This window comes from Pseudomonas cuatrocienegasensis, assembly GCF_900110925.1.
In the GTDB taxonomy this organism is placed as follows: Bacteria; Pseudomonadota; Gammaproteobacteria; order Pseudomonadales; family Pseudomonadaceae; genus Aquipseudomonas; species Aquipseudomonas cuatrocienegasensis.
In genome coordinates this window covers 379,068-404,037 of sequence record NZ_FOFP01000003.1, presented here as the reverse complement: position 1 = coordinate 404,037, position 24,970 = coordinate 379,068, and the positions used below count along the sequence as shown (strand labels likewise).

Sequence of the window (24,970 nt, the reverse complement as noted above, 5' to 3'; positions counted from 1 at the left end):
CGAATAGGCCGTGGGTTGGAGGGGGCCGGGCACGCGTGTGCCTGCCCCGTCCGCGGGTAGCGGACGTGCCCCTGGTCCATTCAGGTTGAAAGAGGAAGCGGCGCACGGCCGCTTCCGGTTCCCCGTCTGGCGCTGCTCTTGTGAAGCGGCGCCAGGTGTACCGTCAGATCTGCTCGGCAGATTTGTCGGTGGGGTTGGCGATCAGCTTTTTCAGCTCATCGCTCATGGGGAAGTTCAGGTTGAGGTTTTTCGGCGGGATCGGTTGCATGAACCACTTGTCGTAGATGGCGTTGATCTCGCCCGAGGCGAAGGTGGCGCTGATGGCCTGGTCGACCACTTGTTTAAAGCCTTCGTCCCCCTTGCGCATCATGCAGCCGTAAATCTCGAAGGATTGCGGCGTGCCGACCACGGCCCAATCCGCCGGCTGCTTGGCTTTGGCCATTTCGCCGTAGAGCAGGGCGTCGTCCATCATGAAGGCCAGGGCGCGGCCGGATTCGAGCATCAGGAAGGACTCGCCGTGGTCCTTGGCCGAGATGATGTTCATGCCCATCTGCTTGTCGGCGTTCATGATTTTCAGCAGGCGCTCGGAGGTGGTGCCGGCGGTGGTCACCACGTTCTTGCCCTTGAGGTCAGCGAAGTCGCTGACGCCGGAGGTCTTCTTGGCCAGCAGGCGGGTGCCGACTTCAAAGATGCCGACGGAGAAATCTACTTGGCGCTGACGCTCGACGTTGTTGGTGGTGGAGCCGCACTCCAGGTCAACGGTACCGTTCTGTACCAGCGGGATACGGGTCTGTGAGGTGACCAGGTTGTAGCGCACCTTGAGGTCCGGCATGCCCAGCTCTTGCTTGATCGCCTCAACCACTTTCAGTTGCAGGTCGTGGGAGTAGCCCACCGGCTGCTGCGGGTTGTCGCCGAAATAGGAGAAGGGGATGGAGGCGTCGCGGTGGCCCAGGGTGATGGTGCCGGAGTCTTTGATTTTTTTCAGGGTGCCGGTCAGCTCGGCGGCGAAGGCCGGGCTGCAGATCAGCGCGGCGGCAATGGCGGTGCTCAGTATGCGGGGGATAAAACGCATGAATCGGTTCCTCGATGTTGTTCTTATTTGGGCGGCAGGAGCCTGTCGGGCTTGACCGTTCGTCGCGAGGGGAAGCATGGGTTGAGCCAGTTTTGTTGGTCTTTCGAGGCGGATGGCCGCCCCGCGAATAGCGAGCTATTTAACGAGAAAGAGCAGCAAAAATGGCCAAGTCCGGCTTTTCCGCAGTAGAACAGCGTCAAGTTCGACAGGCTCCTAGGCCGCTGGCCTGGAAGAGCTATCGCATTCCTGCCGTGACAGGGAGCAGGATGCATGCCAGGCCATCGAGGTTTTGCTTGTCTGTTTAACTCATTGAAATTATTAAAATAATTTTAGTGTTGAACGAACCAAAGACGCCCAGCCGTTCGGCTGGGCGTCTTTATGCGCGCGGGCTAATCGGAAAACCGAACGCGTTGCCGCGATCACGTCCCGGACTTGATGGTGTTCCACACCCGAGTACGCACGCGTTCGATCTTCTGCGGCAGCGGTTGCAGCACGTAGAGGCTTTTTTGCGCTTCGGCGGTGGGGGTCAGGCCGGGGTTGTCGCGGATTTCCGGACCGACCAGGGGCATGGCGTCCTTGTTCGGGTTGGGGTAGCCGAGGAAGTCGCTGATCGGCGCCACCACTGTCGGTTCGAGCAGGTTGTTGAGGAACTCGTGGGCCTCACTGACGTTCTTCGCGCTTTTCGGGATAGCGAAGGAGTCGTACCACAGCGGCGCGCCTTCTTTCGGCAAGCGCCAGTCGACCACCACGCCGTTACCGGCTTCCTTGGCGCGGTTGGCGAACTGATAGAAGCTGCCCGAATAGCCGATGGCCACGCAGATGTCGCCGTTGGCGATGTCGGTCATGTACTTGGCGGAGTGGAAGTAGGCCACGTAGGGGCGGATCTTCAGCATCAGTGCGCTGGCTTTTTCGTAGTCTTCAGGCTTGGTGCTGTTGGGGTCCAGGCCCAGGTAGTGCAGGGCGATCGGCAGGATATCGCCGGGTGAGTCGAGCATGGCCACGCCGCACTGCTTGAGCTTGCTGATGTTCTCTTCCTTGAAGATCAGGTCCCAGCTGTCCACCGGCGCATCGGCGCCGAGGGCGGCCTTGACCTTGTCCGGGTTGAAGCCGATCAGCACGGTGCCGTACATGTAGGGCACGGCGTACTGGTTGCCGGGGTCGTTGGCGGTCATCAGTTCGAGCAGGCCGGGGTCCAGGTGCTGCCAGTTGGGCAGCTTGCTCTTGTCCAGGGGCTGGAACACACCAGCCTTGATCTGGGTGTCGAGGAAGGTGTTGGTCGGCACCACCAGGTCGTAGCCGGAGTTGCCGGTGAGCAACTTGGCTTCCAGGGCCTCGTTGGTATCGAACACGTCCCAGGTCAGCTTGATGCCGGTTTTCTCGGCGAAGTCTTTGGGGACCTCGGGCAGCATGTAGTCGGCCCAGTTATAGACACGCAGTTCGCGCGGCTTGTCTGGCGTTTGCGCCTGGGCCGCAGTGGCCAGCAGGGTTGCGCCGCAGATGGCGACGGCGAGTAGGTGTTTCATTGTTGTCATTGTTTCGCACCCCTGTGTGATTGTTGATCTTGCGTAGGGTGGATGGCGCTTTATCCATCCACCACGGGTATGTGGCACCTAACGGTGGACGAAAACAGCGTCGTCCACCCTACGAATTGGCTGCTTCGAACCCTTCCAGGACGTTGACCGCGTTGACGCCGATGGCCTCGACCGCGTAGCCGCCTTCCATGACGAACAGGGTTGGTTTGCCGAGGGCGGCGATGCGCCGGCCCATGGCCAGGTAATCCGGGCTGTCGAGTTTGAACTGGGAAATCGGGTCGTCCTTGAAGGTATCCACGCCCAGCGAGACGACGATGACCTCGGCGTCGTATTCGGCAATCCGCTGGCAGGCGTCATCCAGCGCCGCGCTCCACACCATCCAGGGGCTGCCCATGGCCAGCGGGTAGTTGAGGTTATAGCCCTCACCGGCGCCTGTGCCGCGCTCGTCGGCATAGCCGAGGAAGAACGGAAACTCCTCGGCCGGGTCGCCGTGGATCGAGGTGAACAGCACGTCATTGCGGGCGTAGAAAATGTCCTGGGTGCCGTTGCCGTGGTGGTAATCGACATCGAGAATCGCCACCCGCTGGCGGCCCTGGTCGATAAAGGCCTGGGCGGCGATGGCGGCGTTGTTCAGGTAGCAGTAGCCGCCCATCAGGTCACCGGCAGCATGGTGGCCGGGCGGGCGGCAGAGGGCGAAGGCGCTGTGGGCGCCCGCGGCGATCTCGGCCTGGGCGCTGAGGGCGACTTGCGCGGCGCTGTAGGCCGCTTGCCAGGTGCCGGCGGTGATCGGCGCGCCGCCGTCGAAGCTGTAATAGCCGAGCTGGCCGTGCAAATCCCTGGGGATGACTCGGCGCAGGGTGCGCGCTGGCCAGGTGAACGGCAGCAGGTCGCCGCTACCGTTCTGCGCCTTCCAGCGCTCCCAGGCGCCTTTGAAGAAATCCAGGTAAGCAGCGCTGTGAATGCGCTCGATCGGCGCGCGGCCGAAATCACGGGGCGGGCGCACCTCACCGAGCTGGCGGTCCTTGACCCGTTGCAGGATATGGTCGGCGCGCTGCGGTTTTTCGAAGCAGGGCATCAGTTGCCCGTCGATCAGCTCGCAGTTGCCGTGGTGCAGGTGATGGTCGTCGCTGTAGTAGGTGCGCATCGCACAGCGCTCCGGCGGTGGGTGTACTGCATTGTTGGCCTCGCCGCGGGCTTAGAAAACGCTGGCAACGGCCAAAAGGGGATCGATATGGCCAAATTCCTTGCGTGACACGAATCAAATGTCTGTAAATGCCAGGCTGCGTGGGAGGGGCTTTAGCCGCGACGCTTTCAGCGCTTTCGAGGATTATCGCGAATAAATTCGCTCCTACAGATAGCGACCAATTATTTGTGTCGTGACCCTAGGCGCCCGTCGAACCTGTTACAGGGCGTGTGCCTTAAGCTTCCCTTAAGCCTCAGATTCCCATTGTGGCGCCCTGTCGGGGCTGTGCCCCTTACCAGCTTTACAGGGTGCTGCCATGTTCGACCCCCGCTTGACCCTCTCATCCTCCGTGCTGGCGCTGAGCCTCGGGCTGCTGGCGCTGCCGGCGCAGGCCGATGTCGATTGCCCAGCGAGCGCGCGTGCGAGCTGGATGCCCGAGTCGAGTTTTCGCGAGCACTTGAAGCGTCAGGGCGTGCAGATCACCAAGTTCCGCATCACTCCGGGCAACTGCTACGAAATCTATGGTTTCGACGCCCAGGGCCAGCGCCTTGAGGTGTATTACGACCCGGTGACGGCGACCCCGGTCACGGCGACCCCGGTGGCCGAGGTGCCCGGTGCGTTACGGGCTGCGCAAACACCATGAGGCCGCTCACTGCATTACCGCTGCTGCGCCCCGTGGTGGTGTTGGTTCTGGTTGCGGTGTTCGTAATCGCCTGGCTGGGCGCTGGTACTCGGCCAGTGGCCGGTTTCGCTCTGCAGACGCCCGCACTCGCCACGCCAGCGCCGCGCCTGGCGGCGAGCTTCGCCTCCTCGACCCTGGATGACTTCGTCCATTCGGCCTCGATCACCGGCCTGCCGGAGGGTGATCTACTGGCCACCTGGTTTGCCGGCACCCGTGAAGGCGCAGCGGATGTGCAGATCCGCGCGGCGCGTTTCGATGCCGCCAGCGGCGAGTGGGGGCCGGAACAGGTCCTGGCGACCCGCGAGTCCACCGAGCAGGCGGTCGGCAAGCGCATCCGCAAGCTCGGCAACCCAGTGATCAGCCTGGCGCCGGATAATCGCCTGTGGCTGTTCTATGTCTCGGTGTCGCTGGGCGGTTGGGCCGGTAGTGCGATCAACGCCATGGTCTCCGACGACCTCGGCGCCACCTGGTCGGCACCCCGGCAACTGGTCACCACGCCGTTCCTCAATATCAGCACCCTGGTGCGCGGGGCGCCGGTGTTTCACGCCGACGGCAGCATCGGCTTGCCGGTGTACCACGAGTTTCTCGGCAAGTTTCCCGAGTACCTGCTGCTCAGTGCCAATGCCGAGGTGCTCGGCAAATACCGCATTGGCAAAGGGCGCGACTCGCTGCAGCCGACCGTGGTGCCGCTGGATGAGCGCCGCGCGGTGGCGCTGCTGCGCTATGCCGGCGAGACCCACCACCGCGTGCTGGCCAGCCGCACCGAGGACGCCGGACGCACCTGGAGCACCCCGCAGCCGCTGGAGCCGAGCAACCCCAACTCCTCCCTGGCTGCAGTCGGCCGCCCGGATGGCAGCTTGCTGGTGGCGATGAATGACCTGGAAGACGGGCGCTTTCGCCTGACCCTCTACGGCACCGATGCCAACCTGACGAACTGGCGCAGCTACGGCGAGCTGGACGAAACCCCCAACCCTTGGGGCGAGGCGGTTGCGCGCGAGGATTTCCCGGCGCTGATCGCCGAGAAATTCCGCGCCAGCGGCGGCCGCCCAGCGCATGAGGCGGCGTTTCTCGAGCGGGTGCAGACGCGCATGTGTGCCGAGGACGGCTGCGGCTTCGAGTACGAATACCCCTACTTCACGCGGGACCGGGCGGGCACCTATCACCTGGTCTATTCGTGGAACGACATGTTCATCAAGCACCTGGCCTTCAATGAAGCCTGGTTGTCGGAGCGCCGCCCCCATGACTGAGTTCTGGCTCGCGCACCTGGCCTTTACCCTGCTGGCCTTTCTGTGTATCGCCCGTTGGGGTCGTGGCCCTGGCGCGCAGCTCGGCAAGCTACTGGCCTGCGCCCTGCTCGGAAGCCTGCCGGTGGCTGGGCTGAGCCTGGCGCTGCACCTGCGTACCTATACCGATGATCTGGCGATCAGCAGCCTGGTGCTGTTGGCCTGCGCGGTGTTGCAGCGCTTTGGCCTGCCGCTAGCTGCGGCTCGTGACCGCTTGTTGAGTCTGGGGCTGCTGTTCGGCCTGGCGGTGCTGCTCTATCCGGCGGCGCTGGGCCTGAGCTACAGCGACCCCTACCAGCTCGGCTACGCACCGCGACCCATGCTGCTGGTGCTGGGTCTGCTCAGCCTGATGCTGGCGCTGGGACGTTGCTGGCTGGGTGCCGCGCTCCTGCTGCTGGCGACCCTGGCCTTCACCTTGCGCCTGAAAGCCTCGACAAATTATTGGGATTACCTGCTCGACCCGTTCCTCGCGCTTTACTGCCTGGGCGCCTTGGCGCGGGCGGGCGTGGACTGGCTGCGGGCACGGCGTCCCGCCTTTCACTCGACGATCACAAGGAATCACCCATGAGCTGGCTGGGATCACGCCGCCTGCAGTATCTGGCCGGCGTCACCGTGCTGTTGTTGCTGCTGTTCGTCGCCTTGCGCGTGCTGTTCCTGTTCGGCTTCTCCGGGCTGGACCTGGCGGCATTGCGCGATAACCCGGCGGTACTGCGCACCCTGGGTATCGGCGTGCGCTTCGACCTGCGCCTGGCACTGCTGCTGGTGCTGCCGATTGCGCTGCTGCTGGCGCTGCCGAAGCTGCGCCTGGCCCGGTTCAGCGGCTTTCGCTGGCTCGTGCGCGGCTACCTGGGCCTGGTACTGGCGGTGCTGGGGCTGCTCTACATTGTCGACTTCGGCCACTACGCCTACCTGGGCGTGCGCCTCAACGCCACGGTGCTGCGCTTTGCCGAGGACGCGCACATCTCCAGCGGCATGCTCTGGCAGACCTACCCGGTGCTGTGGATAACCCTGGCCTGGCTGGCGGGTGTAGCGTTCTGGCTGTGGGCGCTGTTGCGCCTGGAGCGACGTACCCTGGACCGCGAGCCGGGTGTGCGGGTCAGCCGTGTTGCGGCCTGCAGCGGGGGCGTCGTGGTGTTTATCGCGCTGCTGTTCGGCCTGCTGGGCCGGGTCGCCAGCCTGAACCTGGAAAACCCCGTGCCGCTGCGCTGGAGCGATGCCTTCTACAGTGGCGACAGCCAGGTCGCGGCCATCGGCCTGAACCCGGTGCTGTTTCTGGTCGACACGCTCAAGCTCGAGCCCAGTGCCTACGACGAGGCGGCGACGCGGGCGCACTATGCCCAGGTTGCGGATTACCTGGGCGTTACCCAGCGCGACCCTACCGCGCTGAACTTCGTCCGTGAGCAAGGGCCCCACGCCCAGCGGTTGACTACACAGCGCCCGCCGAACGTGGTTTTCGTCATGCTCGAATCCCTCGGCGCCAGTGCCGTGGGTGCCTATGGCAACCCGCTCAATCCAACGCCGAACCTCGACAAGCTCGCCAGCGAGAGCTGGTTCTTCAAGCACTTCTATGTGCCGGTCACCGGCACCGCCAAAACGGTCTGGGCGAGCATCACCGGCATTCCCGATGTCTCCCGCCAGGAAACGGCCACGCGCAACCCGCTGATCGCCCGTCAGCACAGCCTGATCAACGCGTTCGAGGGCTACGAGAAGTTCTACATGATTGGTGGCAATGCTGGCTGGGCCAACATCAACGCGATGATCCGCCAGAGCATCGATGGCGTGCAGCTGTATGAGGAGCGAGACTGGCAAGCGCCCCAGGTGGACGTGTGGGGCATCTCCGACCTGGACTTCTTCAAGGAGAGCAGCCAGATCCTCGCCGCGTTGCCCAAGGACCAGCCGTTCTTCGCCTACCTGCAGACTTCCGGCAACCACCGGCCCTTCACCATTCCCAAGGATAACGACGGCTTCGAGGCCCTTGACCTGCCCCTGGAGCAGGTGCAGCAATACGGCTCGCGCAGCCTGGCTCAGTACAACGCGGTGCGCCTGCTGGACTTCAACATCGGCCGACTGATGGCGCTGGCCAAGGCCGGTGGCTTCTACCACAACACGGTGTTCGTGTTCTTTGGTGACCACAACACACGCATCAGCCAGCTGCCGCACATGCCGCCGGCCTTCGAGCAACTGGGCCTGGAAAGCAACCATGTACCGCTGATTATCCATGCGCCTGGTCTGTTGCAGCCGAGGGTTTTCGAGCAGGCCACTGGGTTGGCCGATCTGCTGCCGACCGTCGCCGGCCTGCTTGGAGTCAGCTACCGCAACGGCGGTTTGGGTCGTGACATTCAACTGCCGGCTGGCGAAGGTGAGCGAGTGGTGCCGCTGGTGCTGCAGGAAGGCAGCTTCCCGGTGATCGGCGCGGTGACCCGCGACTTTTTACTGCAGATGCAGCACGACGGCAGCTCGCCGACCCTGCACGCCCTGGCCTCGGCCATCCCGCGCGACGATGTGGCGGCCCAACACCCCGAGGAATTCCAGCGCCTGCTCGGCCTCAGCCGTGGCCTGCACGAGGCGGCGCGGCTGCAGATGTACCGCAACGTAAAGGCGCAAGAGTGAGCAGCACAGCGTGCGCGTAGGGTGGAGGGCGCTCTGAGCCCCGTCTGTGGGAGGCGCTTCAGCGGCGAGCCTTTATCGCGGCTGAAGCCGCTGCCACGGTAATCGCTCAGGCCCGAAAGCGGCTCGGCGCCACGCCGCTCCAGCGCTGGAAGGCGTGGCGAAAGCTGGCGCTCTCGCTAAAGCCCAGGTCCTCGGCGATCCGGCAGATCGGCCAGCCCTGGTCGTTCAACAGGGCCTTGGCGCGCTCGAAACGCAATTCGTCGAGCAACTCCTGATAGCTGGTACCCAACGCCTGGAGATGGCGGCGCAGGGTGCGTGGCGAGCAGTGCAGCTGTTGCGCCAGCTTCTCCAGCCCCGGCGGTGTAGCCAGGTGTGCGGCGAGCAACTGGCGAACTCGCTCCAGCCAGGCCTGGCGGCTGCTGAATTCGGCATTCAGGCGGCGGCAACGCTCAACCATCTCGCCATGGGTGACGCGGTCGGCCAGCGGCAGGCGTTGCTCCAGCAGCGCGGCGGGAAAGGCGAAGGCATTGCGCTGGGCCTCGAACGTGAGCGGGCAGGGGAAGCTCTGCCCGTAGCGCGCCACGTATTCAGGTTGGGCATGGCAGAACTCGGCCTGCTGCAGCGGCAGGGGCTGGCCGAGCAGCTCGTCGCCGATCAGCTTGAGCGAGGCCAGGCACATTTGCACATTGAAGACTTCCAGCGCCGCGGCGCTGCGATAACCGCTGGCGCAGACCCAGGCCTGCTCGCCCTCGATCTGCAGCTCCAGGTGGAAGTAGGTACCCAGCAGCGCCGGGTACTGCAGCAACAGGCGCCAGGCGTCACCAAAGGTGGCAGCCGACAGGGCGGCGTAACCAAGCATCCCATAAGACGACACGTGCAGGCTGCGGCCCAGCTCCAGGCCGATATCGGCGCACAGGTGCAGGGCATTGGCACACACCTGCAGCTCCTGCTCGCGGGTGATGCGGGTATCGGGGCACGTCAGGTCAGCGCTGCTGATGCCGCTCGCGGCGAGCAATTGTGGCCTGAGCGCCGGCTGCTCGGCGAAGCGTTGCAGGATCAGCGTCACCACATGCAGGGTGGTCAGAGGGGCGTGCAACATGGGGCGTTCCGGTTGGTCCAGGTGGCCGTTAGAACGCAAGAAATATGCCGCGGCGCGCAGGTTCTGCGGCCGCGGCAACAGCCATCAGCGATTGCGCAGGATGGCGTTGATGAAATCGCCCTGATTGGCTTCATCCTGGCGCGTGCTGAAGCGCAGGGTGCCGTCTTTCTCGTGCAGTTTCATGGCATCGCCGAACTGGCAGTCGACGCCCTTGATGGTGCGGGCCTCGGCTTTGTAGGTGTCGGCACGCCCACAGAGGTTGGCCATCTGGCTGACCACTTCGCCGCAGAAGCTCGGCACGCTCAGGCTGATCAGTTGCTCGTCGGTGACGGCGCTCCAATCCACGCGGGTGACCAGGGGCGTGTCGCAAGCCTCGGAGGCTTCGCTGTCCATCTGGTGCAGGCGGCTGCTGTACTGCGCCACGCGTTTCTCGCGGTCAAAGGTGGCCAGCCGTGCTTGTACGCCGGCACTTTCCTGGCGTTGATAGAGCGCCAGCAGATCGCTTTGCTTGAGTGCCTTGGTCTTTTCTTCGTTGTAGCCCAACTCAACCCCTTGGGTATCTGGCAGGTTGAGCTGGAAGCTCTCGCCACTCCACGCACGGCGCTTGTTCAGCAGGTTGTAGGCGCGGCCGTCGAGCAGGATGCTGTAGTCGCGCTGTTCGTTACCCAATTCGCGAACCTGGGTGAGGAACACCACTTCGTCGAGCGGATGGTTGATGCCGCTGACCTGGACTAAGGCCTGGCTACCATCGGCGGTGGGCGCAAGGGCCAGGCTGACGCCCTGACCGGCATCGAATACTTGCGAGTGTTTGGCCAGCTCCACGGCAGCGGCCTGAAAGGAGAGCAGGGCAAGAGCGGCGAGCGAAAGGTATTGTTTCATGACAACACGTCCTTGTTTGGATGAAGACCGCAGAGTATAGACCGCAGCCAGGCTGCGGTCTGTGGTGTGGTCCTCGGTTCATTAGGGTCTGTTGCCGTTTCGGCGCGGCCGCGAACGAAATGGCAGCAGACCCTAGGGTCTGTTCCCGTTTCGTCGCAAGCCGCGTTGCCGCGAAAAATCTCGCCAGGCTAGGCGGAGGACGCCGGTAATGGTTGTTCCCTTGCCAAGTCCTCCAACAACGCATGGCGAGATTTTGCGCGCAACCCGAAGGGCCGGGCCCGTTTTAGCGCGATGCGGCGTTTCTCGATGGCTCATTTAGCCCACTAAACTTCGCATCTCGTGCCTTGCTCCGCGCTAAAACTGGCTCCGGCGCGGCCGCGAACGAAATGGCAACAGACCCTAGAGCTGCATGACCACCCGACCTTCGATCTGCCCGGCGCGCATCTGGTCAAGGATGCTGTTGATATTCTCCAGTTTGTCGGTGTGGTAGGTGGTCTTGACCAGGCCCTCGGCGGCGAAGTCCAGCGCCTCCTGCAGGTCGGCGCGGGTGCCGACGATGGAGCCGGTGATGCTGATGGCCTTGAGCACCACGTCGAAGATCGGCGTAGGGAAATCACCTGGCGGCAGGCCGACCAGGGCCACGGTGCCATGCCGGCGCGCCATGCCGATGGCCTGGCCGAACGCGCTGTTGGACACCGCAGTGACCAACACGCCATGGGCGCCGCCGATGTCGCGCTGGATCACCTCGACCGGGTTTTCCTTCAGGGCGTTGATGGTCAGGCTGGCGCCGAGCTTTTTCGCCAGGGCCAGTTTGCTGTCATCGACGTCGATGGCCGCCACGTGCAGGCCCATGGCCTTGGCGTACTGCACCGCAACATGACCCAGCCCGCCGATGCCGGAGATCGCCACCCACTGGCCGGGGCGTGCGCCTGTGACTTTCAGGCCTTTGTAGACGGTGACGCCGGCACAGAGAATCGGCGCAATCTCGGCGAATTCGATATTTTTCGGCAGGATGCCGACGAAGTTCGGGTCAGCCAGCACGTATTCGGCGTAGCCGCCGTTGATCGAGTAGCCGGTGTTCTGCTGGTCTGCGCAGAGGGTTTCCCAGCCGGTCAGGCAGTGCTCGCAGCAGCCGCAGGCGGTGTACAGCCAGGGCACACCGACGCGGTCGCCTTCCTTGACGCGGGTTACGCCGCTGCCGACTGCGGCGACATAGCCGACACCTTCATGACCGGGAATAAACGGCAGGCTCGGTTTGACCGGCCAGTCGCCTTCGGCGGCGTGCAGGTCGGTGTGGCACACGCCACTGGCTTCGATCTTCACCAGAATCTGGCCGTGGCCGGGCAGCGGCACCTTGACCTCTTCGATGCGCAGCGGCTGGCCAAAGGCGTGAACGACGGCGGCTTTCATGGTCCGGTGCATGGGGTGATCCTCGCAGTGGATGAACACCCACTGTGCGCTTATGCGCGCGGCCGGTGTTGTCGCAGGTCAACCTCAGCGCAGATGCTGGACGAACGGTGCAGGGGGCTGCGCGTCTTACGTAGCTTTACGGTATACTGCGCGGCCTTTTTCGCACACAAGCCACGCCGGTCCTCCCGCGTGGCTTGTTGGTTTTTGCCGCGCCCGCAGGCGCATGATCGAGATGGCGCCCTGCGCCCCACAGAGAGGCACGACGATGAGCGTACTGGTTGGCGTGATCATGGGCTCCAAGTCCGATTGGTCCACCCTGAGTCACACCGCGGAGATGCTCGACAAGCTCGGCATCCCCCACGAGGTCAAGGTGGTCTCGGCGCACCGCACCCCGGACCTGCTCTTTCAGTATGCCGAAGAGGCCGAAGGCCGCGGCATTCAGGTGATCATCGCGGGTGCCGGCGGCGCCGCGCACCTGCCGGGTATGTGCGCCGCCAAGACCCACCTGCCGGTGCTCGGCGTGCCGGTGCAGTCGTCCATGCTCTCGGGCGTCGACTCGCTGCTGTCGATCGTGCAGATGCCGGCCGGTATTCCGGTCGCCACCCTGGCCATCGGCAAGGCCGGTGCGATCAACGCGGCCCTGCTGGCCGCCAGTATCCTCGGCCACCAGCACCCGCAGTTCCACGCCGCGCTCAAACAGTTCCGCCAGGAGCAAACCGAGACCGTGCTGGATAACCCGGACCCGCGCGGCTGAGCGCGCTCGCCGCAGCCCCCCGTGCATCAGGAGCAGATCGACCCATGAAAATCGGTGTAATCGGTGGCGGCCAACTGGGCCGCATGCTGGCCCTGGCGGGTACTCCGCTGGGCATGGACTTCGCCTTTCTCGACCCGGCGCCGGATGCCTGCGCCCAGGCGTTGGGTGAGCATATCCGCGCCGATTACGGCGACCAGGCGCACCTGCGCCAACTGGCTGATGAAGTCGACCTGGTGACCTTCGAGTTCGAGAGCGTGCCGGCCGAGACGGTGGCATTCCTCTCGCAGTTCGTGCCGGTCTATCCGTCGGCTGAAGCCCTGCGCATCGCTCGTGACCGCTGGTTCGAGAAGTCGATGTTCAAGGCCCTGGGCATTCCCACGCCGGAATTCGCTGACATCCAGTCCCAGGCCGACCTGGACGCCGCGGTGGCCAGCATCGGCCTGCCGGCGGTGATGAAGACCCGTACCCTGGGCTATGACGGCAAGGGCCAGAAGGTCCTGCGCAAGCCCGAAGACGTGACCGGCGCCTTCGCCGAGCTGGGCAGCGTGCCCTGCATTCTTGAAGGCTTCGTGCCCTTTAGTGGTGAAGTGTCGCTGATCGCCGTGCGTGGCCGTAATGGCGAAACGCGCTTCTACCCGCTGGTGCACAACACCCACGACAGCGGCATTCTCAGCCTGTCCGTGGCCAGCACCGCGCACCCGCTGCAGGGCCTGGCCGAAGACTACGTTGGCCGGGTGCTGCGCGAGCTCGACTATGTCGGCGTGCTGGCGTTCGAGTTCTTCGAGGTCGACGGTGGCCTGAAGGCCAACGAGATCGCCCCGCGTGTGCACAACTCCGGGCACTGGACCATCGAAGGCGCGGTCTGCAGTCAGTTCGACAATCACCTGCGTGCCATCGCCGGCTTGCCGCTGGGCTCCACGGCCAAGGTGGGCGAGAGCGCCATGCTCAACTTCATCGGCAGTGTGCCACCAGTGAATCAGGTGGTGGCCATCGAGGATTGCTACCTGCACCACTACGGCAAGGCCTTCAAGGCTGGACGCAAGGTCGGCCACGCCACCCTGCGCTGTGCTGACCGGGCCACCCTGGATAGCCGTATTGCCGCTGTGCAAGCGTTGATCGCTTCCACTTAAGTTCAGCATCACGGGGGACGAATTGCAGCTACGCTCTAGCCTATGGGCCACCACAAGAGCCTACTGCCATGAGTCCTCTGTTTGCTCTGCCACTACTGCTGGTTGTCGCCTGGGCCAATGCCGAGACCGTTCTGCGCGCCGATTACCGTGATCGGCCACCGGAAATGCAAAGCGTCGACGGCACGCCCGTTGGCCCACTGATCGATATTCTCAACCAGGCCGCCCGGCATGTTGGTGCTCGCGTCGAATGGCGCCATGCGCCCTTTATCCGCAGTATCGAAGACCTCAAGAGCGGGCGCATCGACCTGGTGCCGCGGGTGCTCGATACGGCAGAGCGGCATGCCTATATCCACTACTTGCCGAGCATCGGTGTGCAACAGCTGTCCGTGCGCTTTATCGTGCCGCCGGGGCAAGAGCAGCGTATTGGTGACTATGCCGATCTGCAGGGCCTGACCATCGGTACCAAGCGGGGTACTGCCTACTTCGAGCCGTTTGACAGCGATGGGCTGCTCAGCAAGGTCGTCGTGACCGACGATTACCTGCTCGCTGGGATGTTCCGCGCCGGGCGCCTGGATGTGATGGCCGTGCTCGACGCACCGGCGATAGAAGTACAGTTCAAGGCCCTGGGTTTCGACGACTATCGTTACGCGGCCTATCGGCACGATCAGTCGATCCTCAATTACTACGGCGCATCCCTGGCGCTGTACCAAGGCGAGCGCGGCCTACTCTACGAGCGCCTGGGGCAAGAGCTGGCGCGTATGCGCGACAGTGGCGAAATCGCGGCCATCTACCGCCAGCATGAGCTGCCATCCCCTGTGCCCTCGGTACCTTGAAGGCTGTCACCGGCACGGCTTGTTACAGCCCGCCGAATATCCCAGGCGAACCCTTGGGCACTTTGCCAGTCCGATAAACCAGGCGTTTTTGCCTGTCCCATTCGTATTCAAGGAGTCATACCCATGGGCATTATCGGAACTATCTTCATCGGCCTGATCGTCGGCCTGCTGGCGCGCTTTCTCAAACCCGGCGATGACAGCATGGGCTGGATCATGACCATCCTGCTCGGCATCGGCGGCTCCATTGCAGCCACCTACGGCGGCCAGGCGTTGGGTATCTACGAGGCCGGCGAAGCCGCCGGTTTCATCGGCGCAGTGATCGGCGCCATCGTCCTGCTGGTACTCTATGGCCTGATCGCCAAGAAGGCCTGATCCGTCAGGGGCGAGGTGCACACCGCACCTCGTCGCGCGTATCGGCCTGCCGTTTTTCTTCTCTGCGAGTGTGCCGATGCGTTACTGGTTGTTGTCCCTGTGCTTGCTGTGCGGCCTGGCCCGCGCCGAATTACCCGAAACCGACTGGCTCGAACTGATGCCCGAAGAGGACCGCCAGGCCCTCGAAGCCATGCCGGAAATCAGCCACGACACCCCCGAGCAGGACAGCGGCTTCTACTCCCCCGGCGGCCTGCGCCAGCAAGATGCCGACTTGCCGGCGGTGATGTACTCAAGCAAGACCGTTCCCGGCCTGGATGGCAAACAACTGCGCCTGGGCGGCTACCCGGTGCCGCTGGAAACCGACAACAGTGGCCGCAGTACGCTGTTCTTTCTGGTGCCCTATCCCGGTGCCTGCATCCACGTCCCACCACCGCCGCCGAACCAGCTGGTGCTGGTGCGCTACCCCAAGGGCCTGGCCATCGATGACATCTACACGCCGCTGTGGGTCAGTGGTCAGCTCAAGGTCGAGCCCGTAAGCAACGACCTCGCCGACGCCGCCTATGCCCTCGATGCCGCCGACGTGCGTGTGGTGACCGAGGACGATCTCTAAGTCGCCGTTAGCCTGTTTACCCTGGAGCCTTAGCCGTGAAGAAAACCCTGACTGCCTTGCTGCTCTGCCTGCTGGCCAGCAGCGCTTTGGCTCTGGAACCAGGCGAACGCCTGGCACCCTGGACCTTGCTCGACCAGTACGATCAGCCCTACACCCTGGACAACCAACTGCAGGTCCTGCTGGTAGCCCGCGACATGGACGGCGCCAAACTGCTCGACGCCGCCCTGCAAGGCAAACCCAAGGGCTACCTGGAACAACGCCAGGCCATCTTTCTCGCCGATATCAGCCGCATGCCGAGCCTCATCGGCAAACTCTTCGCCCTCCCCAAAATGCGCGACTACAACTACCGCGTCCTGCTCGACCGCGATGCGCGTATCGCACCGCGTTATGCGGCGGGTGAGGGGGAAGTGGTATGGCTGCAGTTGAAGGATGGGCGGTTGGAGCAGAAGCGCGTATTTACCGAGGCGGGGGATTTGGCGCGAGCTCTGGAGGCGCCGGGGCGTTAGGCGGTGAGCGTGCCGGGGTCGCCGAAGGCGCTCTGATCATCGCCGAAGATCAGCACATGGCCCTGAACGATGATTTGCGGCGCCGTCATGTACTGGAAGATGCGCTGAGTAGTTGCGGCACGATGCTCGGGGTGTAGCGGGTCAGGCGCTTGCCGAATTCGCCTTGGGCGACCTGGAAGATCAGCCCGTGAGTCTCCGGCCCATAGGGGCTGAAGGCGAGAAACGCCGACTGTTGCAACAGGCGTTGCAGGTCGAGGTCGGGGCGCTCGCCGACCAGCTCCGGCTCGAAGCGGTAGGGCTACTTAAGCGCCTCGCTCCACAGACTCACTTCCAGCCGATGCTGCTCACCTGGGGCGAGGCTGATGCAGTCGTCGAGCACATTGGCGTGCTCGATGCACAGCATGCCGGTCCAGGCGTCATCGGCGAACTGCGACAAGCGCTGCGCTTTGTCGATCCAGGGGTTCCACACTACCGCCGAGCGTGAGCCGCTGCTGTGCAGTTGCAGGCGGCGCTGCCAGAGGGGGTCGACGATGCTCAGGCTCGGCGGGGTGTCCAGGTAGATACGATCCGTTTCGCCACTGAAGGTCAGATCACCGTGCTGCTCGCGCTGCTGCCAGTCTTCGAGGGTTTCCACATAGCGGCAACCCGCTAGCCCCTCAACCTGTACCTGACGAATATCGCTGACGGCGAAGTAGCTGTGCAGTGCCTGGCTGAAGGGCAGCGGCTGATGGCCCGGATTATCAGTACACAGGCTCAGGTGCAGGCGGTCGTCCAGGCGCACGCGAAGGTTGAGCTGGGCCTCATGGGGCCAATCGGGTAGCGGTTGTTCGCGGGTGTCGAGGGCGAACTGGATAACCACGGCGTCGTCCTGGTTATCGATACCCAGCAGTTGCCAGTCGAGGCCGCGTACGCCGCCGTGGGCAGGGGCTGATGACGGCGAGTTGTGCAGCGCCTGCACGGCCTGCGGGTTGCGCTCCAGGGCGCCGAACCAGGGCCAGCAGATGGGGACACCGCCACGCACGCTTTGTCCGCGCGCGTAGGCAGCTTGTTCGCTGAGCCAGATCAGCGGTGGCTGGTCATCCTGACGGTAACTGAGCACCTGGGCGCCCTGCTGGGTGATCACCAGCTCATGGGCGCCACGGCGGATGCGCCAGGCGGTCAGGGCATCCAGGTCGATTCGTTCGATATGGGCAGTGGTCATGGGGCGGACTCTTGAAAAGGGGTTTCGCTATTGGAGCCTGTCAGGGGGAACAGTTCCATGGGGGCTAATGCAAAACGCCCGTCACAAGGACGGGCGTTTGCTTGGTTCACGGCAGTGTTACTTGCCGTACACCTGCTCCGGTAGCCAGGTAATCAACCCGGGGAACTGGTAGGCGATGACCAGCAAGGCCAGCTGGATCAGGATAAACGGCACCACGCCCTTGTAAATGGTGCTGGTGGGCACCGACTTGGGCGTTACGCCGCGCAAGTAGAACAGGGCGAAGCCGAATGGCGGTGTGAGAAAGGACGTCTGCAGGTTGAGTGCGATCATCACGCCCAGCCAGATCGGGTCCAGGCCCATGGCCAGCAGCACCGGCCCGACAATCGGCACCACCACGAAGGTGATCTCGATAAAGTCGAGGATAAAGCCGAGCAGGAAGATCACCAGCATCACCAGGAAGAACGCGCCGAGCACGCCGCCCGGCAACTGAGCGAATACGTCCTCGATCAGCACTTCACCGCCAAAACCACGGAACACCAAGGAGAACAGCGAGGCGCCAATCAGGATCATGAACACCATGGCGCTGATTTCAGTGGTGCCGTAAGCCACTTCGCGCAGTTGGCCGAAGTTCAGCTTGCGCTTGCTCAGGGCCAGCAGCATGGCGCCGAGGGCGCCGAGGGCTGCGGCTTCGGTCGGTGTGGCATAGCCGGCGAGAATCGAGCCGAGCACGGCGGCGATCAGGATCAGCGGCGGGATCAGGGCATTGAACAGCTTGCCCCATTCGATCGGTCCCAGCTCCTCTTGCGGCAGCGCCGGCAGTTTCTTCGGTTGGAAGATCGCCACGGCAATGATGTAGACGATGTACAGCCCAACCAGCAGCAAGCCCGGCAGTAAGGCGCCGACGAACAGGTCACCGACCGAGACGGTCTTGGGCGAGAAAATACCCATCTTCAACTGCGCCTGCTGATAGGCGCTGGACATCACGTCCCCCAGCAATACCAGCACGATGGACGGCGGAATGATCTGCCCCAGGGTGCCGGTGGCGGCCAGGGTACCGGTGGCGATAGCTGGGTCATAACCGCGGCGCAGCATGGTCGGCAGGGCCAGCAGGCCCATGGTCACCACAGTGGCGCCGACGATGCCGGTGGAGGCGGCGAGCAAGGCACCGACCACGCACACCGAGATTGCCAGGCCACCGCGCAGGGTGCCGAACAGTCGCGACATGGACTCGAGCAGGTCCTCGGCAACCCGGGATTTCTCCAGCATCACGCCCATGAACACGAACAGCGGCACCGCCAGCATGGTCTGGTTGTTCATGATGCCGAACAGGCGATTGGGCAGGGCGCTCAGGTAACCTGCATCGAAGGTATTGGTCAGAATCCCGATGCCGGCGAACAGCAGCGAGACGCCGCCCAGGGTGAAGGCAACGGGGAAGCCGGCCATAAGTGCGGCACAGATGCTGATAAACAGCAGGATCGCCATCAACTCAGCCATGCTTCACCTCCGGCTCGGGCAGGCGGCCGGTGAACAGCAGTACGGATTTGATCACGTCGGAGACCCCTTGCAAGACCAGGCTGACCACCAGCACCAGAATGATGCTTTTTTGCAGATAAACGAATTTAAGGCCGCCGGACTCGCTGGAGCCTTCCAGCGTGGACCAGGAGTTGGTCACGTAATCCCAGCTCGCCCAGCCCAGGAACAGGCACAGCGGCAGCAGGAAAAACAGGGTGCCGAGGATTTCGACCAGGGCCTGGCGGCGTGCGCTGAAGCCTTGGTAGAAAATGTCTACGCGGACATGCCCGTTACGTTGCAAGACCCAGGCAGCGGCGCCCATGAAAACCAAGGCGTGGGCATAGAGCACGGCCTCTTGCAGCGCGGTGGCGCCGATACCGAAGCCATAGCGCAGGACCACCACGACAGCGGTACCCAGGACCAGGAACAGCGTGAGCCAGGCGCAGGCCTGGCCGAACCGGGCATTGAGCGCATCGATCAGATGCGCAATGCTCAGGGCGATTGAAGGTTTGTCGGACATGGTGAGTCCTTTATCGTTATTTAGGGTCTGTTGACGTTTCGTCGCACGCCGCGTTGCTGCGAAAAATTTCGCCAGGCAAGGCGGAGGACGCCGGTAATGGTGTTCCCTTGCCAAGTCCTCCAACACCGCATGGCGAGATTTTGCGCGCAACCCGTAGGGCCGGGCCCGTTTTAGCGCGATGCAGCGTTTCTCGATGACTCATTTAGCCAGCTAAACTTCGCATCTCGTGCCTTGCCTCGCGCTAAAACTGGCTCCGGCGCGGCCGCGGACGAAGCGTCAGCAGACCCTACAGTGGCAGGCAAGCCGGCGATTTTAGGCAGGCCGTGTCAATTGCAGCAATGGCACTACAACTTTAGTCGTATCCGCTAGGCTTGGGAGTCACTTCCCCCTATGTTACGCAGGCACGGTTCGTCCGCAGTGATCCTGTGGTCAGACCAATACAACAAGAAGGAGCATTGCATGAAACGTCGTCAGATTCTCGCCGCAGCAGGTGTTGGCCTGGCTGCCACCGCACTGGCCGGCTGCAACAAGGAAGCCGAAACGGCCGCCAAGCCCCAACAGGGCGGAGGCGGTGGCGAAACCTTCAACTGGAAAATGGTCACCTCCTGGCCGAAGAACTTCCCGGGTGTGGGCGTGGGCGCCGAGCGCTTCGCTACCCTGGTCAACGAGATGAGCAATGGTCGTCTGAAGGTCAAGGTCTACGCCGCTGGGGAGCTGGTGCCGGCACTTGAGGTTTTCGACGCTGTCTCGCGCGGCACCGCTGAAATGGGCCACGGCGCGCCTTACTACTGGAAGGGCAAAGTGCCGGCGGCGCAGTTCTTCTGTGCCCTGCCGTTTGGCCCCAACGCCCAGGAAATGAACGCCTGGTTGCACCGTGGTGGTGGCATGCAGCTGTGGGAAGAGGTGTACAAACCCTTCGGCGTGCTGCCGATGGCTTGCGGCGCCACGGGCGTGCAGACCGCGGGTTGGTTCAACAAGGAAATCAACGGCGTTGACGACTTCAATGGCCTGAAGATGCGTACCCCGGGTCTGGGCGGTGAAGTACTGACCAAGATGGGCGGTACCGTGGTCAACATGCCAGCGGGTGAAATTTTCACTGCACTGCAGACTGGCGCGATCGATGCGACCGAGTGGATCGGCCCGTATAACGACCAGGCCCTGGGCCTGCACAAAGCCGCCAAGTATTACTACACCCCGGGCTGGCAAGAGCCGAACGTGACCTTCGAGTTGGACATCAATATCAAGGCCTGGGAAACCCTGCCGGCCGACCTGCAGGCTATCGTCCGCGCTGCGGCCCGCGACGTGAACGCCGACATGCTCGACGACTACAACGCGCGCAACATGGAAGCCATGGAGCAGCTCAAGGCCGAAGGCGTGGAAGTACGTCGCCTGCCGGACGAGGTGCTGACCAAACTCAAGGGTGTGGCTGCCGAGGTGGTCGATGCCGCCGCTGCTGCCGACCCGGCGGCAACCAAGGTATGGGCGCAGCAGCGTGCCTACCTCGATCGTCTCTATGAGTACGCAGAGATGAACGAGAAGGATATCTACAACATCCGCGGCTGATTCAAGCGCACAGCAAAACGCCGGCCCTTGGGCCGGCGTTTTTGTTTTTACGTCGCGCTGTTGGTTAGCTGCGCTCTAACGGCGTGCGGGCACCGGACGGGTGCGGCCGCTGCCGTCGATGGCGACAAACACGAACACCGCCTCGGTGACCTTGCGCCATTCGCTGGACAACGGATCATCGCTCCACACCTCGACCAGCATCTGGATCGAGCTGCGGCCCACTTCCACGGTTTGCGTATAGAACGACAGTTGCGCGCCGACCGGCACCGGCACCAGAAAGGCCATGCGGTCGATCGCCACCGTGGCCACACGCCCGCCGGCCACCTTGCTGGCCATGGCCGTGCCGGCCAGGTCCATCTGCGAGACCAGCCAGCCGCCGAAAATATCGCCAAAACCGTTGGTTTCACGCGGCAGTGCGGTGATCTGCAGGGCCAGATCGCCTTGAGGTATCGGGTCTTCCTGTTCGAATTCGTTCATCGGCTCTGAGCTCGCGGCGCGGTTGTTGTGGCGCGGGACCCGCAAGGGTGCGGGTTGCGGCGAGTATAGCGACTGAACGGTCGGCGGGCGACTATGGCGCTTTGCCCACCTAGGGTCTGTTGACGTTTCGCCGCGGCCGCGAACGAAACGTCAACAGACCCTACCTGGCAATGTGCCGGCGTTCATCGAACTGTCACATTGGTTTCATAGAGTGATCACAAGGGCCGACAATACTTGGCCTGTTCCATCCAACACTACATTCTGCTAGGAGCAAAGCATGAAACTTAAGCGTTTGATGGCGGCCATGACTTTTGTCGCCGCTGGCGTCGCCACTGCCAATGCGGTTGCCGCTGTCGACCCGGCTCTGCCGACCTACGAAAAGACCTCGGGCGTATCCGGTAACCTGTCCAGCGTCGGTTCCGACTCGCTGGCCAACCTGATGACCCTGTGGGCCGAAGAATTCAAGAAGAACTACCCGAACGTCAACATCCAGATTCAGGCCGCGGGTTCCTCCACTGCGCCACCCGCAATGACCGAGGGCACTGCCAACATGGGCCCGATGAGCCGCGCCATGAAGGACAGCGAAATCCAGGCGTTCGAGCAGAAGTACGGCTACAAGCCGACTGCCGTACCGGTCGCAATCGACGCCCTGGCCGTGTTCGTGCACAAGGACAACCCGATCAAGAGCCTGTCGATCGAGCAGGTTGACGCCATCTTCTCCAGCACCCGCCTGTGCGGTGGCGCTAGCGATATCAAAACCTGGGGCGATGTAGGCCTGACCGGTGAGTGGGCGAGCAAGCCGCTGCAGCTGTTCGGCCGTAACTCGGTATCCGGCACTTACGGCTACTTCAAAGAAGAAGCGCTGTGTAAGGGCGACTTCAAATCCAACGTCAACGAGCAGCCGGGTTCGGCTTCGGTTGTGCAGTCGATCTCCAGCACCCTGAACGCCATCGGCTACTCGGGTATTGGCTACCGCACCTCCAGCGTCAAGGCTGTTCCGCTGTCGAAGAAAGGCGGCGAAGCCTTTGAAGCGAACGAAGATAACGCCATCGCTGGCAAGTTCCCGCTGGCTCGCTTCTTCTACGTCTATGTCAACAAGGCGCCGAACAAGCCGCTGAGCCCGCTGGACACCGAGTTCCTCAAGCTGGTGCTGTCCAAGCAAGGCCAGGACGTGGTCGTGAAAGACGGCTACATCCCGCTGCCGAAGAAGGTCGTCGACAAGACCATGCAGGAACTGGGTCTCTAAACACCCGGCGCCCAACCGGGCGCCAACTGGCAGGGATGCCATGGGTTGGCCAAACCCGCTTCTCGTTGCGAGGGGCGGGTTTGGTTTTGTCAGCGTGCTGTAACTTTTCTGTCACATAGGCGTACTACAGTGGCCGCCTGAACCCGGACCTGAAAAACGGCGCGCGCATGGCCGTGCAGAGATGCCTTCTACTATGAACGACTTGGCTAGTGAAACCATGACCGCGTCTTCCAAATCCCTGGGGTTGGACTTCAACACGCCGGCCCTGCAACGCAAGCGGCGCATTCGTGCATTCAAGGATCGCCTGGCCCGCTGGTGCGTATCCGTGGGCGGCATGGCGGTGTTGGGTGCAATCACCCTGATTTTCTTTTACCTGGCCTACATCGTTTTTCCGATGTTCCAGGGCGCCGACCTGGAGGCGCGCGAGCCTGTGCAGCCGGCCTGGCTGGCAGACGCCGGCGCCCCGCTGCTGATGGCAGTGGAGGAGCAGAACGAAGTGGGCATGCGCCTCGATGCGCGTGGCCAGGTGCAATTTTTCAATGCTCAGGATATGAGCCTGATGAGCGCGGTGACCCTGCCGCTGCCAGCGGGCACGCAGATCGTCTCGGTCGGCCGCGATCAGCCGGGCAGCAACCGCGTGGCGGTGGGTTTGTCCAACGGTCAGGTGATGGTGTTCGAGCACCGCTATGCCGTGACTTACCCCAACGATGTGCGGGTCATCAGCCCGAGCCTGGCCTATCCCTTCGGTGAAACACCGATCACCCTCGATGAACAGGGTGCTGCGCTGGACCACATCGCCGTAAGCCTGAACAGCGGCACTTTGATGCTGACCGGCTCCACCGGCCGTGACCTGCACGTGCTGAGCCTGGGCCGCGAAGAAAACATGATGACCGGCGAGGTCACCCTTAGCGAAGAGCGCATTGCCCTGGCGCAGATCGCCGAGCCGATCAAAGAGCTGCTGATCGACCCGCGTCATCAGTGGTTGTACGTGATCAACGGGCGCGCCACCGCCGATGTGTTCAGCCTGCGTACCAAAGAGCTCAACGGCCGCTACAAACTGCTTGCCGACGGCGGCACCGAAGTCACCCATGCCTCGACGCTGCTGGGCGGCATTTCGCTGATGATCGGCGACAGCAAAGGCGGCATCCAGCAGTGGTTCATGGTGCGTGACGAAGACGGCAAGCAACTGCTCAAGTCGATCCGCAGCTTCCAGATGGGCAACAGCCCGATCACCCAGATTCTCCCGGAAGAGCGTCGCAAGGGCTTTATTGCGTTGGACGCCAGCGGCCAGCTTGGCGTGTTCCACAGCACCGCTCACCGCACGCTGCTCGTGCAGTCGGTCAGCGATGGCGCGGCAAGCCAGATTGCCATGTCGCCGCGTGCCGACCAGATTCTGGTGCAGGCCAACGGGCAACTGCAGGGCTGGACACTCGACAACCCGCACCCGGAAGTATCCTGGAGCTCGCTGTGGAGCAAGGTCTGGTACGAGAACTATGACCAGCCGGATTACATCTGGCAGTCCACCTCCGCCAATACCGATGCCGAGCCCAAGCTGAGCCTCGCACCACTGGCGTTCGGTACACTCAAGGCGGCGTTCTACGCCATGCTGCTGGCTGCCCCGTTGGCGATTGCGGCGGCCATCTACACCGCTTACTTCATGGCGCCGGCGATGCGCGGCAAGATCAAACCAGTGATCGAGCTGATGGAGGCATTGCCGACGGTGATCCTCGGCTTCTTCGCCGGTCTGTTCCTCGCGCCTTATGTCGAAGGGCATTTGCCGGGCATCTTCAGCCTGCTGATATTCACGCCTGTCGGCATTCTGTTGGCCGGTTTCGCCTGGAGCCGCCTGCCTGAGTCGATCCGCCTGATGGTGCCGGATGGTTGGGAAGCGGCGCTGCTGATCCCGGTGATCCTGCTGGTGGGCTTTGTCTCCCTGAGCATGAGTGGCCACCTGGAAGTCTGGTTGTTCGACGGCAACATGCGCGCCTGGCTGAGCAATGACCTGGGCATTCCCTTCGACCAGCGCAACGCTCTGGTGGTTGGCCTGGCCATGGGCTTTGCGGTGATCCCGAACATCTACTCGATTGCCGAAGACGCCGTGTTCAGCGTGCCCAAGAGCCTGACCTTTGGCTCTCTGGCGCTCGGTGCCACGCCCTGGCAGACGCTGACCCGCGTGGTCATCCTGACTGCCAGCCCAGGCATCTTCTCGGCGGTGATGATCGGCATGGGCCGTGCTGTCGGCGAGACCATGATCGTGCTGATGGCCACCGGTAACACCGCGATCATGGACATGAACATCTTCGAGGGCCTGCGCACCCTGGCTGCCAACGTGGCGGTGGAAATGCCCGAGTCGGCAGTGGGCGGTACGCACTACCGCGTGCTGTTCCTCTCGGCCCTGGTGTTGCTGTCCTTCACCTTCGTCATGAACACGCTCGCGGAGCTGGTGCGCCAGCGTCTGCGCGTCAAGTACGCGTCGCTCTAAGGGCCTGGAAGGTA

The 24,970-nt window shown here is 63.2% G+C and carries 23 protein-coding genes and 1 pseudogene; 13 read left to right on the top strand and 11 right to left on the bottom strand.

Annotated elements, in window-relative coordinates; translation table 11 throughout:
* Positions 1-163: 163 nt before the first annotated feature.
* The 3 genes from BMW49_RS06895 to BMW49_RS06885 all read right to left on the bottom strand — a co-directional run bounded on the left by BMW49_RS06895 (position 164) and on the right by BMW49_RS06885 (position 3,748).
* Positions 164-1,072 (bottom strand): glutamate/aspartate ABC transporter substrate-binding protein, encoded by a 909-nt coding sequence (locus tag BMW49_RS06895; protein WP_069516593.1) that lies wholly within the window; start codon positions 1,070-1,072, stop codon positions 164-166.
* A gap of 419 nt (positions 1,073-1,491) precedes the next feature.
* Positions 1,492-2,604, bottom strand: a complete 1,113-nt coding sequence (locus BMW49_RS06890) for a polyamine ABC transporter substrate-binding protein (protein WP_069516592.1) — start codon at positions 2,602-2,604, stop codon at positions 1,492-1,494.
* A gap of 109 nt (positions 2,605-2,713) precedes the next feature.
* The gene (locus BMW49_RS06885) at positions 2,714-3,748 is read right to left on the bottom strand and encodes a histone deacetylase family protein (RefSeq protein WP_069516591.1); all 1,035 of its coding nucleotides are present in this window, start codon (positions 3,746-3,748) and stop codon (positions 2,714-2,716) included.
* Positions 3,749-4,103: 355 nt separating this feature from the next.
* On the opposite strand from BMW49_RS06885, the gene BMW49_RS06880 reads away from it, so the two are divergent.
* Genes BMW49_RS06880 through BMW49_RS06865 form a run of 4 tightly spaced genes read left to right on the top strand, consistent with a single transcriptional unit; the run spans position 4,104 to position 8,362 of the window.
* Positions 4,104-4,430 carry a PepSY domain-containing protein gene (locus BMW49_RS06880; RefSeq protein WP_069516590.1) on the top strand — a complete coding sequence of 109 codons (327 nt, stop codon included), beginning with the start codon at positions 4,104-4,106 and terminating at the stop codon, positions 4,428-4,430.
* A complete protein-coding gene (locus BMW49_RS06875) occupies positions 4,427-5,716 on the top strand; it encodes a sialidase family protein (protein ID WP_069516589.1) in 1,290 nt (429 codons plus the stop codon). Before BMW49_RS06880 ends, BMW49_RS06875 begins: the two co-directional genes overlap by 4 nt.
* Positions 5,709-6,320 (top strand): hypothetical protein, encoded by a 612-nt coding sequence (locus BMW49_RS06870; protein ID WP_069516588.1) that lies wholly within the window; start codon positions 5,709-5,711, stop codon positions 6,318-6,320. The genes BMW49_RS06875 and BMW49_RS06870 overlap by 8 nt, the downstream gene beginning before the upstream one ends.
* The gene (locus BMW49_RS06865) at positions 6,317-8,362 is read left to right on the top strand and encodes an LTA synthase family protein (RefSeq protein WP_069516587.1); all 2,046 of its coding nucleotides are present in this window, start codon (positions 6,317-6,319) and stop codon (positions 8,360-8,362) included. Before BMW49_RS06870 ends, BMW49_RS06865 begins: the two co-directional genes overlap by 4 nt.
* 106 nt (positions 8,363-8,468) lie before the next feature.
* Here the strand turns inward: BMW49_RS06865 and BMW49_RS06860 are convergent, their stop codons facing one another.
* From BMW49_RS06860 to adhP, 3 genes are all read right to left on the bottom strand, one after another.
* Complete coding sequence (locus BMW49_RS06860) at positions 8,469-9,461, bottom strand: AraC family transcriptional regulator (RefSeq protein WP_069516586.1); 993 nt, start codon at positions 9,459-9,461, stop codon at positions 8,469-8,471.
* Positions 9,462-9,545: 84 nt separating this feature from the next.
* A complete protein-coding gene (locus tag BMW49_RS06855) occupies positions 9,546-10,340 on the bottom strand; it encodes a hypothetical protein (RefSeq protein WP_069516585.1) in 795 nt (264 codons plus the stop codon).
* Between the two features lie 399 nt (positions 10,341-10,739).
* Positions 10,740-11,762, bottom strand: coding sequence for an alcohol dehydrogenase AdhP (gene adhP / locus BMW49_RS06850; protein ID WP_069516584.1), 1,023 nt, complete (start codon positions 11,760-11,762; stop codon positions 10,740-10,742).
* Between the two features lie 253 nt (positions 11,763-12,015).
* On the opposite strand from adhP, the gene purE reads away from it, so the two are divergent.
* From purE to BMW49_RS06820, 6 genes are all read left to right on the top strand, one after another.
* Complete coding sequence (gene purE, locus BMW49_RS06845) at positions 12,016-12,504, top strand: 5-(carboxyamino)imidazole ribonucleotide mutase (RefSeq protein WP_069516583.1); 489 nt, start codon at positions 12,016-12,018, stop codon at positions 12,502-12,504.
* 44 nt (positions 12,505-12,548) lie between these two features.
* Entirely contained in the window at positions 12,549-13,634 is a 1,086-nt protein-coding gene (locus BMW49_RS06840) for a 5-(carboxyamino)imidazole ribonucleotide synthase (protein ID WP_069516582.1), read from the top strand.
* Between the two features lie 68 nt (positions 13,635-13,702).
* Positions 13,703-14,467 carry a substrate-binding periplasmic protein gene (locus BMW49_RS06835; protein WP_069516581.1) on the top strand — a complete coding sequence of 255 codons (765 nt, stop codon included), beginning with the start codon at positions 13,703-13,705 and terminating at the stop codon, positions 14,465-14,467.
* 123 nt (positions 14,468-14,590) lie between these two features.
* Entirely contained in the window at positions 14,591-14,839 is a 249-nt protein-coding gene (locus tag BMW49_RS06830; RefSeq protein WP_069516580.1) for a GlsB/YeaQ/YmgE family stress response membrane protein, read from the top strand.
* A 76-nt stretch (positions 14,840-14,915) separates the two neighbouring features.
* On the top strand, positions 14,916-15,449 hold the full coding sequence (locus BMW49_RS06825) for a DUF3299 domain-containing protein (protein ID WP_069516579.1): 534 nt from the start codon (positions 14,916-14,918) through the stop codon (positions 15,447-15,449).
* Between the two features lie 35 nt (positions 15,450-15,484).
* Positions 15,485-15,955: an FAD/FMN-containing dehydrogenase gene (locus BMW49_RS06820; RefSeq protein WP_244168312.1), complete on the top strand. Its 471-nt coding sequence runs from the start codon at positions 15,485-15,487 to the stop codon at positions 15,953-15,955.
* Here the strand turns inward: BMW49_RS06820 and BMW49_RS25560 are convergent.
* The 4 genes and pseudogenes from BMW49_RS25560 to BMW49_RS06805 all read right to left on the bottom strand — a co-directional run.
* Positions 15,955-16,253 (bottom strand): annotated as a pseudogene (locus tag BMW49_RS25560) (type VI secretion system tip protein VgrG); the annotation flags it as partial. The gene BMW49_RS06820 and the pseudogene BMW49_RS25560 sit on opposite strands and share 1 nt — an antisense overlap.
* The gene (locus tag BMW49_RS06815; RefSeq protein ID WP_069516578.1) at positions 16,254-17,156 is read right to left on the bottom strand and encodes a D-hexose-6-phosphate mutarotase; all 903 of its coding nucleotides are present in this window, start codon (positions 17,154-17,156) and stop codon (positions 16,254-16,256) included.
* 117 nt (positions 17,157-17,273) lie between these two features.
* Entirely contained in the window at positions 17,274-18,650 is a 1,377-nt protein-coding gene (locus BMW49_RS06810; RefSeq protein WP_069516577.1) for a TRAP transporter large permease, read from the bottom strand.
* Entirely contained in the window at positions 18,643-19,188 is a 546-nt protein-coding gene (locus BMW49_RS06805) for a TRAP transporter small permease subunit (RefSeq protein WP_069516576.1), read from the bottom strand. Before BMW49_RS06805 ends, BMW49_RS06810 begins: the two co-directional genes overlap by 8 nt.
* Positions 19,189-19,647: 459 nt before the next feature.
* Between BMW49_RS06805 and BMW49_RS06800 the strand changes: the two genes are divergently transcribed.
* Positions 19,648-20,751 (top strand): TRAP transporter substrate-binding protein, encoded by a 1,104-nt coding sequence (locus BMW49_RS06800; RefSeq protein ID WP_069516575.1) that lies wholly within the window; start codon positions 19,648-19,650, stop codon positions 20,749-20,751.
* Between the two features lie 75 nt (positions 20,752-20,826).
* On the opposite strand, the gene BMW49_RS06795 is transcribed toward BMW49_RS06800, so the two are convergent.
* Positions 20,827-21,228 (bottom strand): acyl-CoA thioesterase, encoded by a 402-nt coding sequence (locus BMW49_RS06795; protein ID WP_069516574.1) that lies wholly within the window; start codon positions 21,226-21,228, stop codon positions 20,827-20,829.
* A 277-nt stretch (positions 21,229-21,505) separates the two neighbouring features.
* Here BMW49_RS06795 and BMW49_RS06790 point away from each other — a divergent pair, with 277 nt between their 5' ends.
* On the top strand, positions 21,506-22,474 hold the full coding sequence (locus BMW49_RS06790; RefSeq protein WP_069516573.1) for a PstS family phosphate ABC transporter substrate-binding protein: 969 nt from the start codon (positions 21,506-21,508) through the stop codon (positions 22,472-22,474).
* 193 nt (positions 22,475-22,667) lie between these two features.
* Complete coding sequence (locus tag BMW49_RS06785) at positions 22,668-24,956, top strand: ABC transporter permease subunit (RefSeq protein ID WP_069516572.1); 2,289 nt, start codon at positions 22,668-22,670, stop codon at positions 24,954-24,956.
* The last annotated feature ends 14 nt before the right edge of the window (positions 24,957-24,970 follow it).

Excerpts from the sequence above, each read along its gene's own strand:
- BMW49_RS06895 (WP_069516593.1), bottom strand. The coding sequence starts at position 1,072 with ATGCGTTTTATCCCCCGCATACTGAGCACCGCCATTGCCGCCGCGCTG.
- BMW49_RS06890 (WP_069516592.1), bottom strand. The coding sequence starts at position 2,604 with ATGACAACAATGAAACACCTACTCGCCGTCGCCATCTGCGGCGCAACC.
- BMW49_RS06885 (WP_069516591.1), bottom strand. The coding sequence starts at position 3,748 with ATGCGCACCTACTACAGCGACGACCATCACCTGCACCACGGCAACTGC.
- BMW49_RS06880 (WP_069516590.1), top strand. The coding sequence starts at position 4,104 with ATGTTCGACCCCCGCTTGACCCTCTCATCCTCCGTGCTGGCGCTGAGC.
- BMW49_RS06875 (WP_069516589.1), top strand. The coding sequence starts at position 4,427 with ATGAGGCCGCTCACTGCATTACCGCTGCTGCGCCCCGTGGTGGTGTTG.
- BMW49_RS06870 (WP_069516588.1), top strand. The coding sequence starts at position 5,709 with ATGACTGAGTTCTGGCTCGCGCACCTGGCCTTTACCCTGCTGGCCTTT.
- BMW49_RS06865 (WP_069516587.1), top strand. The coding sequence starts at position 6,317 with ATGAGCTGGCTGGGATCACGCCGCCTGCAGTATCTGGCCGGCGTCACC.
- BMW49_RS06860 (WP_069516586.1), bottom strand. The coding sequence starts at position 9,461 with ATGTTGCACGCCCCTCTGACCACCCTGCATGTGGTGACGCTGATCCTG.
- BMW49_RS06855 (WP_069516585.1), bottom strand. The coding sequence starts at position 10,340 with ATGAAACAATACCTTTCGCTCGCCGCTCTTGCCCTGCTCTCCTTTCAG.
- adhP (WP_069516584.1), bottom strand. The coding sequence starts at position 11,762 with ATGCACCGGACCATGAAAGCCGCCGTCGTTCACGCCTTTGGCCAGCCG.
- purE (WP_069516583.1), top strand. The coding sequence starts at position 12,016 with ATGAGCGTACTGGTTGGCGTGATCATGGGCTCCAAGTCCGATTGGTCC.
- BMW49_RS06840 (WP_069516582.1), top strand. The coding sequence starts at position 12,549 with ATGAAAATCGGTGTAATCGGTGGCGGCCAACTGGGCCGCATGCTGGCC.
- BMW49_RS06835 (WP_069516581.1), top strand. The coding sequence starts at position 13,703 with ATGAGTCCTCTGTTTGCTCTGCCACTACTGCTGGTTGTCGCCTGGGCC.
- BMW49_RS06830 (WP_069516580.1), top strand. The coding sequence starts at position 14,591 with ATGGGCATTATCGGAACTATCTTCATCGGCCTGATCGTCGGCCTGCTG.
- BMW49_RS06825 (WP_069516579.1), top strand. The coding sequence starts at position 14,916 with ATGCGTTACTGGTTGTTGTCCCTGTGCTTGCTGTGCGGCCTGGCCCGC.
- BMW49_RS06815 (WP_069516578.1), bottom strand. The coding sequence starts at position 17,156 with ATGACCACTGCCCATATCGAACGAATCGACCTGGATGCCCTGACCGCC.
- BMW49_RS06810 (WP_069516577.1), bottom strand. The coding sequence starts at position 18,650 with ATGGCTGAGTTGATGGCGATCCTGCTGTTTATCAGCATCTGTGCCGCA.
- BMW49_RS06805 (WP_069516576.1), bottom strand. The coding sequence starts at position 19,188 with ATGTCCGACAAACCTTCAATCGCCCTGAGCATTGCGCATCTGATCGAT.
- BMW49_RS06800 (WP_069516575.1), top strand. The coding sequence starts at position 19,648 with ATGAAACGTCGTCAGATTCTCGCCGCAGCAGGTGTTGGCCTGGCTGCC.
- BMW49_RS06795 (WP_069516574.1), bottom strand. The coding sequence starts at position 21,228 with ATGAACGAATTCGAACAGGAAGACCCGATACCTCAAGGCGATCTGGCC.
- BMW49_RS06790 (WP_069516573.1), top strand. The coding sequence starts at position 21,506 with ATGAAACTTAAGCGTTTGATGGCGGCCATGACTTTTGTCGCCGCTGGC.
- BMW49_RS06785 (WP_069516572.1), top strand. The coding sequence starts at position 22,668 with ATGAACGACTTGGCTAGTGAAACCATGACCGCGTCTTCCAAATCCCTG.